This is a genomic window from Streptomyces sp. JW3, from assembly GCF_052216785.1.
Lineage (GTDB): Bacteria > Actinomycetota > Actinomycetes > Streptomycetales > Streptomycetaceae > Streptomyces.
Window position 1 is genome coordinate 20,665 of sequence record NZ_JBQOUX010000104.1, and the last position, 6,513, is coordinate 27,177.

6 protein-coding genes are annotated in these 6,513 nt (G+C 71.5%); 2 read left to right on the forward strand and 4 right to left on the reverse strand.

Annotated elements, in window-relative coordinates:
- Nucleotides 1-50: 50 nt before the first annotated feature.
- The 3 genes from ACTT8P_RS30745 to ACTT8P_RS30755 are packed head-to-tail and all read right to left on the reverse strand — an operon-like array spanning nt 51 to nt 3,147.
- Complete coding sequence (locus ACTT8P_RS30745) at nt 51-1,070, reverse strand: ABC transporter permease (protein WP_442835052.1); 1,020 nt, start codon at nt 1,068-1,070, stop codon at nt 51-53.
- A complete protein-coding gene (locus ACTT8P_RS30750) occupies nt 1,067-2,587 on the reverse strand; it encodes a sugar ABC transporter ATP-binding protein (protein WP_442835053.1) in 1,521 nt (506 codons plus the stop codon). Before ACTT8P_RS30750 ends, ACTT8P_RS30745 begins: the two co-directional genes overlap by 4 nt.
- Nucleotides 2,584-3,147: a carboxymuconolactone decarboxylase family protein gene (locus ACTT8P_RS30755; RefSeq protein WP_442835058.1), complete on the reverse strand. Its 564-nt coding sequence runs from the start codon at nt 3,145-3,147 to the stop codon at nt 2,584-2,586. The genes ACTT8P_RS30750 and ACTT8P_RS30755 overlap by 4 nt, the downstream gene beginning before the upstream one ends.
- Before the next feature lie 232 nt (nt 3,148-3,379).
- Between ACTT8P_RS30755 and ACTT8P_RS30760 the strand changes: the two genes are divergently transcribed.
- Together ACTT8P_RS30760 and ACTT8P_RS30765 are read left to right on the forward strand one after the other, a co-directional pair.
- On the forward strand, nt 3,380-3,790 hold the full coding sequence (locus tag ACTT8P_RS30760; protein ID WP_442835054.1) for a cupin domain-containing protein: 411 nt from the start codon (nt 3,380-3,382) through the stop codon (nt 3,788-3,790).
- A gap of 75 nt (nt 3,791-3,865) precedes the next feature.
- Entirely contained in the window at nt 3,866-4,831 is a 966-nt protein-coding gene (locus ACTT8P_RS30765; protein ID WP_442835055.1) for a bile acid:sodium symporter family protein, read from the forward strand.
- Between the two features lie 165 nt (nt 4,832-4,996).
- On the opposite strand, the gene ACTT8P_RS30770 is transcribed toward ACTT8P_RS30765, so the two are convergent.
- Entirely contained in the window at nt 4,997-6,322 is a 1,326-nt protein-coding gene (locus ACTT8P_RS30770) for an MFS transporter (RefSeq protein WP_442835056.1), read from the reverse strand.
- Nucleotides 6,323-6,513: the final 191 nt, after the last annotated feature.

The following is a 6,513-nucleotide window of genomic DNA, read 5'->3' on the forward strand; positions in this document are numbered from 1 at the left end:
AAGGGTGGGGATGCGCGAAGGCGAACGGTGGGTGCGGGCGCGACGGGCCGTTAATGGCCCGGTGCGGACTTGCGCTGGACCTCGTTGATGATCGCCGCGACCAGCAGTACGCCGCCGGTGACCACGAGCTGGTAGTTGCTGTTGACCTGGAGCAGGTTCAGCGCGTTGCCGACGACCCCCAGCAGGACCACGCCGAAGACGGTGCCGATGACCGTGCCGTGGCCGCCGGCCAGTGAGGTGCCGCCGATGACCACCGCGGCGACGGCGGTCAGCTGGGTCTGGAGGCCCGCGGTGTTGGGCGCGGCGGCGCCGAGCCGGGAGAGCAGCATCAGGCCGGCCAGGCCCGCGAGCACGCCGGCCAGCGCGTACAGGGCGAGCTTGCGCCAGTTGACGTTGATGCCGCTGAGCCGGGCGACGTGTTCGTTGCCGCCCATGGCGAAGGCGTCCCGGCCGAAGGTGGTGAACCGCATGGTGACGCCGATCAGCGCGAGCACCAGCACGGCGACGACGGTCAGGTAGGGCACGCCGACGATCTCGTCGTTGCCGAGCGCGGACATCTTGTCGCCGATGGTGACGCTCATGCCGTCCAGGACCAGCAGGGCGACCCCGTCCAGGAGCATCGCGGAGGCCAGGGTGGCGACGAACGGGGCGACCCTGGTGAAGGTCACCACCAGCCCGTTGACCAGCCCGATCAGAGTGGCCAGGGCGAGACAGAGGACGACCGTGACGGGCGTGGACCAGCCGCGGTCCAGCAGCTGGGCGCCCACGCACAGGGTGACGGCGGCGTTGGAGCCCATCGAGAAGTCCATGCCGCCGGAGGTCATCAGCAGGGTCAGGCCGGCCGCGATGACGGCGTTGACGCTGATCTGGCGCAGCACGTTGAGCAGGTTCTGCGAGGAGGTGAACGCGTCCGCCTGCACGGCGGTGAACACACAGACCAGGATCAGTACGAGGATCAGGCCGCCGTGCGGGACACGCAGCAGTTTCCGGGCCCCGGGGCGGGTGTCCGGCCGGCCGGGCGGGCCGTCGGCCACGGTGTCCGGGGCGGCGGAGGGGGTCTTGAGGCTCACTGCGGTTGACCTCCGAGTGCGGTCGCGACCAGTTCGTCGCGGGTGATGGCGTTGATGTCGTGCTCGGCGACGGTGCGGCCGGCGCTCACCACGACGACCCGGTCGGCCAGCCGCATGACCTCCTCCGCGGAGGAGGAGGCGAGCAGGACGGCCACACCGCGGGCGGCGAGGTCGTCGACGAGGGTGTGGATGTCGGCCATGGCGGCGACGTCCACCCCGTTGGTCGGGTCCTCCAGGAAGCAGGCGACCGGCTCGGTCTCCAGCCACTTGCCGAGCAGCACCTTCTGCTGGTTGCCGCCGGACAGCGAGCCGACCGGCGGGTTGCCGGTGAGGGCGACGACGCCGTAGGTGGTGCGCACCGGGGCGGCGCGGCGGGCGAGGTGGGCGGTCCGGTGCAACCGGCGGCGGGCGAAGCGGTCGCCGGCCAGCATCAGGTTCTCGTCCACGGTCATGCCCTGGACCAGGCCGAGCGAGCGGCGGTCCCCGGTGACACAGCGCAGTCCGCTTCTGAGGGACGCGTCGACCTTGCCGAAGGGCACCGGCCTGCCGTCCACGCGGACCTCCCCGGTGTCGGGGCGCCGGCGGCCGGACAGCAGGTCGAACAGGCGGGACTGGGCGTCGCCGGCCGGGCCGAGGACGGCGACGATCTCGCCCTTGCGGACCTCCACGGTGAAGTCGCGGATGGCGCGGCCCTGGCTCAGGCCGCGCACCACCAGCCCGTGGTCGTCCTTGGGCGTCGGGCGCTCGGGGCGGGTGGAGACCACGTCCCGGCCGGCCATCGCCCGCACCAGCGAGGCCGGGTCCAGCTCGGCGGCCGGCGCGCTGCGCACCAGGGCGCCGTCGCGCAGCACGGTGACCCGGTCCGCGATCGACATGACCTCGTCGATGTAGTGCGAGATGTAGACCACGGCGACGCCCTCGTCGCGCAGCCGGCGCACCAGGGACCGGACCTGCCCGGCGTCCTTGGCGCTGAGGCAGGCGGTCGGCTCGTCCAGGATCAGCACCTTGCCGCCGCGCCGGACCTCGCGGGCCACCTCGACCATGGTCTGCTCGGCGACCGTGAGGGTGCCCGCGACCCGGTCCACGTCGATGTCGATGCCGAGTCCGGTGAGCGCGGTGCGCGCCTGGGCCCGGACCGCTTTCCAGCTGACCGCGCCGGCCCGGGTGGGCAGGTCGCCCAGCATGACGTTCTCGGCGACGGTGAGCCCCATCGCCAGCTCCCGGCGCTGCGGCACCGAGGAGACGCCCAGCCTGCGGGCCTTGCGCACGGTGAGGCCGCCGTGCCGCTCGCCGCCCATCTCGACGGTGCCGCCGTCGGGCTGGTGGACGCCGCTGAGGACCTGCACCAGGGTGGACTTGCCGGCGCCGTTCATGCCCATCAGGGCGTGGATCTCACCGGGGTACAGGTCGAGGTCGACGCCCTTGAGGGCGGCGGCCCCGCCGAAGCTCTTGGTGACGCCCCGCACCCGCAGCACGGCCCGCGTCCCGGTGTCCGCCGGGGCCGGTGCGGCACTCATGGCCGGTCGCCGTCGCCGTCGGGAGTCACCCGGCCGTAGCCACGGACGTCCGGGAACGGGGGCTCCTTGTCCGCCTGGAGGTCCACCTGGAAGGTGTTGAGGCACATGCCGAGCATGGTGAAGTTGCCGAGCGCGCCGATGGTGTCCACCAGGCCCTTGCTGCCGAAGTGCTCCTGGGCGGCGGCGAAGGTTTCGTCGGTGACGAAGTGCTCCTCCAGGATCTCCTTGCAGAACTGGTAGAACGCCTGGTCGGCCGGGTTGTCGAAGACCGCTTCGCGCTTCTCGGCGATGGCCTTGACGGCGGCCTCCGGGACACCGGCCTCGATGGCCTGGTGGACGTGTGCGTTCCAGGAGTACTGCGCGTCCCAGTTGCGGGCCGCCATCAGCAGCGTCAGCTCCCGCAGGTGCTTGGGCAAGGAGCAGTCGAAGCGGGCGAACGCGCCGAGCGACTCGGCCCGCTCGCACATCTTCGGGCTGTGCAGCCAGACCCGGAAGGGGCCGCGGACCGCGCCGCGGCGGCCGGCGATACGGGCGGCCAACTCCTTCTGCCGCTGGTCCATTTCCGCTTCGGTGAGAACGGGGAGCCTCATCTGGCCGGTACCTGCCTTTTCTTTCCGACTCGTTTCCGGGGCGGGTCGAAGCCCTGCGGTGACAGGTGACGGTACAGCCGGGCCGATGAAGCACACCCCTCCCGGAGCGCAACGTAAACCTGCACGCGACAGGGCACCGATTCGCGCCCGCGCGACCTAACGTCGGTCGACGCAACACCCTGACCGGAGAGGAACCCCCACGATGACCACCATCATCAAGGCCGCGTCCGTGCCCCTGCTGGACCGGGGCGGCGCCGTGGTGACCACGCCCCTGATCACGACGCCGTCGGCCGGCGGGGAGAACCACATCACCAGCGGTATGAGCGTGTATCCGGTGGGGTCCGGGGCGCCGCTGCACTCGCACAACTGCGACGAGCACGTGACGGTCCTCGACGGCGCGGCGGAGGTGTGGGTCGACGGCGAGGTGACGAAGCTGGAGCGCTACGACACCACCTACATCCCCTCCCCCATCCCGCACCTGTTCCGCAATGTCGGTGACACCCCGCTGCGCATCCTGTGGGTGTACTCCTCGGGTCAGGTGACCCGGACGTTCACCGAGACCGGCAAGACGGTGGCGCACTTGTCGGACGAGGACCAGATGGGCAAGGACTGATCCAGCCCTTTCGGTGACCGATCACATGCCGAGACACGCTTGCGTCGCGCTCCTGACCAGGCGTTGTCTCGCACGGTGAGTACCGAACGAACCGAACACCACGACCCTGTCCAGGCCACCACCGGTGACCGCGCCGCACGGCGCGCCGTCACCGTTTTCCCGGTCCTGGTCCTCCTCGCCGGCGCCCTCGGGCTGCTGCTCCCGGGCGGTTTCTCCGGCTGGAGCGAGGCGGTGCCCTATCTGCTGGGCGTCGTGATGTTCTGCATGGGCGTCACCATGACCCCGGAGGACTTCCGCGGGGTCGCCAGGCGGCCCTGGGCGGTGGCCCTCGGGCTGGTCGCGCACTACGTCATCATGCCGGGGCTCGGCTGGGCCATCGCCCACCTGCTCCAGCTCTCCCCGCAGCTCGCCGCCGGTGTCATCCTGGTCGGCTGCGCGCCCAGCGGCACGGCCTCCAACGTGGTCACCTACCTGGCCCGCGGCGACGTCGCGCTGTCGGTCTCGGTCGCCACCGTCTCCACGGTGCTGGCCCCGCTGATCACCCCGCCGCTGACGCTGCTGCTGGCCGGCGAGTACCTGCCGGTGGACGCCGGGTCGATGGTCACCGACATCCTCAAGACGGTACTGCTGCCGGTCCTCGCCGGAATCGTGGTCCGGCTGGTCGCGAGCCGGTGGGTGACCCGGGCGCTGCCGGTGCTGCCGTGGCTCTCCGCGCTGACCATCGCCGTGATCGTGGCCGTGGTGGTGGCGGGCAGCGCCGCCGCCATCAAGTCGGCGGCGCTGATGGTGTTCGTCGCCGTGGTGCTGCACAACGGCCTGGGCCTGGCGCTGGGGTACGGCGCCGGGAAGGTCGGCCGGCTCGGCGAGGCGGGCAGCCGCGCCATGGCCTTCGAGGTCGGCATGCAGAACTCCGGCCTCGCGGCGTCCCTGGCCACGGCCCACTTCAGCCCACTGGCCGCGCTGCCGGCGGCCGTGTTCTCCGTCTGGCACAACATCTCCGGCGCGTTGGCCGCCGCGTGGCTGTCCCGCCGGGGGCGCTGAGCTCAGGTGCGGGTGCGTTCTCGGCTGCGGGTGCGTCGTGGCTGAGCGCGCAGTTCCCCGCGCCCCTAGGGACATACATGTGCTGCATGTCCCAAAGGGGCGCGGGGAACTGCGCGGCCCACCACGACGCACCCGCGGCCGACACCCGACCCCGATCCAGCGGAGCTAGTGCGCGCTGACGAGCTTCTGGTCGTCCGACCGCACCGCACCGGACCGCGAGGCGCGCGCCGCGGCGATGCCGATGAAGACCATCGAGGACACACCGGCCAGCGCGAACGCGGTGAAGCCCCAGTCGCCCTTGTTCGCGGCGAGCAGCTGACCGCCCAGCCACGGGCCGAAGACCGCGCCGAAGCGGCCCATGCCCGAGGTCCAGCCGACCGCGGTGGCGCGGCTGTCGGGGGTGGAGGCGATGGACACCGTCGCGTAGATCATGACCTGGGCGCTGTTGAGGAAGACACCGGTGAGGAAGACGACCACGAAGGTCAGCGCCAGCGGCATGTGGACGCTGAGCAGGAAGACACCGGCGGCGGTCAGCGCGAACCACAGGGCCGAGATGCGCGGGGCGCCGAACCGGTCGGAGGCGCGGCCGGCCACCAGCATGCCGACGATGCCGCCGAGGTTGAACAGCACCACGAAGGTCAGCGCCGAGCCCAGCTCGTAGCCCTCGCTGCGCATCAGGGTGGGCAGCCAGGTGGCGACCCCGTAGACCAGCAGCAGGCCGCCGAAGGAGGCCAGCCAGTACAGCAGGGTCTGGATCCACTCGCGGCCCTGGAAGAGCGCGGCGAGGTTGCCCCAGCGGGCGCCGGCCGGCCGGTCGGTCTTGGCGGCGGGGACGTCGACGTCGTAGCGGGCGGCGAGTTCGGCGGCCTCGTCGCGGCGGCCCTGGGCGACCAGGAAGCTCAGCGACTCGGGCAGCCACTTCAGCAGCACCGGGACGAAGAGCAGCGGGACCACGCAGACCCAGAACGCGGCGCGCCAGCCGAGCGGCTCGACGATCCACAGGGCCACGTAGGCGGAGAGGATGCCGCCGGCGTGGTGGGCGGTCATCAGCAGGCCGATGGTGAGCGCGGCGCGGCCCTTGGGGGCGTAGTCGGAGACCATGCTGATCGCGGTGGGCAGCAGCCCGCCGAGGCCGACACCGGCCAGGGTCCGGCCGAGGCCGAAGACGGCGACGCTGCCGGAGACCGCGCACAGGCCGGAGGCCAGCGAGAACAGCGTGACGCAGGAGAGCATCAGCTTCCTGCGGCCGATCCGGTCCGCGATCGTGCCCGCGGTCAGCGCGCCGACCAGCATGCCGAAGGTGGCGTAGCTGCCGAGGTCGCCCGCCTGGCCGGAGGTGATGCCGAGCGCCTTCTCCTCGAGCATGTGCGGCAGCACCGAGCCGTAGATGAACATGTCCAGGCCGTCGAAGAGCACGGCGACCCAGCACAGGACGACGACCAGCAGAGCCAGTCTGCTGCCCCGTGAGGACAGAGCGGGGGAGGAGGACATCGTTGTTTTCCTCTCGACCAGGACGAGTGCCCTGGAGGGGGTCAATGAAGCGGGTCCGCGCGGCTCGTGCGGCTCGACCCGTTGGTGGCTAGACGCTAAGTTTCCGGCCAGTCAGTGTCAACGGTTTTGTTAACAATCAAAGGAACGATCTGATGACGCCAGGGGGGTGGGGGGGGGGGGGGGGGGGGGGG

Coding starts and splice junctions, on each gene's coding strand:
- ACTT8P_RS30750 (WP_442835053.1), bottom strand. CDS start 2,587: ATGAGTGCCGCACCGGCCCCGGCGGACACCGGGACGCGGGCCGTGCTG.
- ACTT8P_RS30755 (WP_442835058.1), bottom strand. CDS start 3,147: ATGGACCAGCGGCAGAAGGAGTTGGCCGCCCGTATCGCCGGCCGCCGC.
- ACTT8P_RS30760 (WP_442835054.1), top strand. CDS start 3,380: ATGACCACCATCATCAAGGCCGCGTCCGTGCCCCTGCTGGACCGGGGC.
- ACTT8P_RS30770 (WP_442835056.1), bottom strand. CDS start 6,322: ATGTCCTCCTCCCCCGCTCTGTCCTCACGGGGCAGCAGACTGGCTCTG.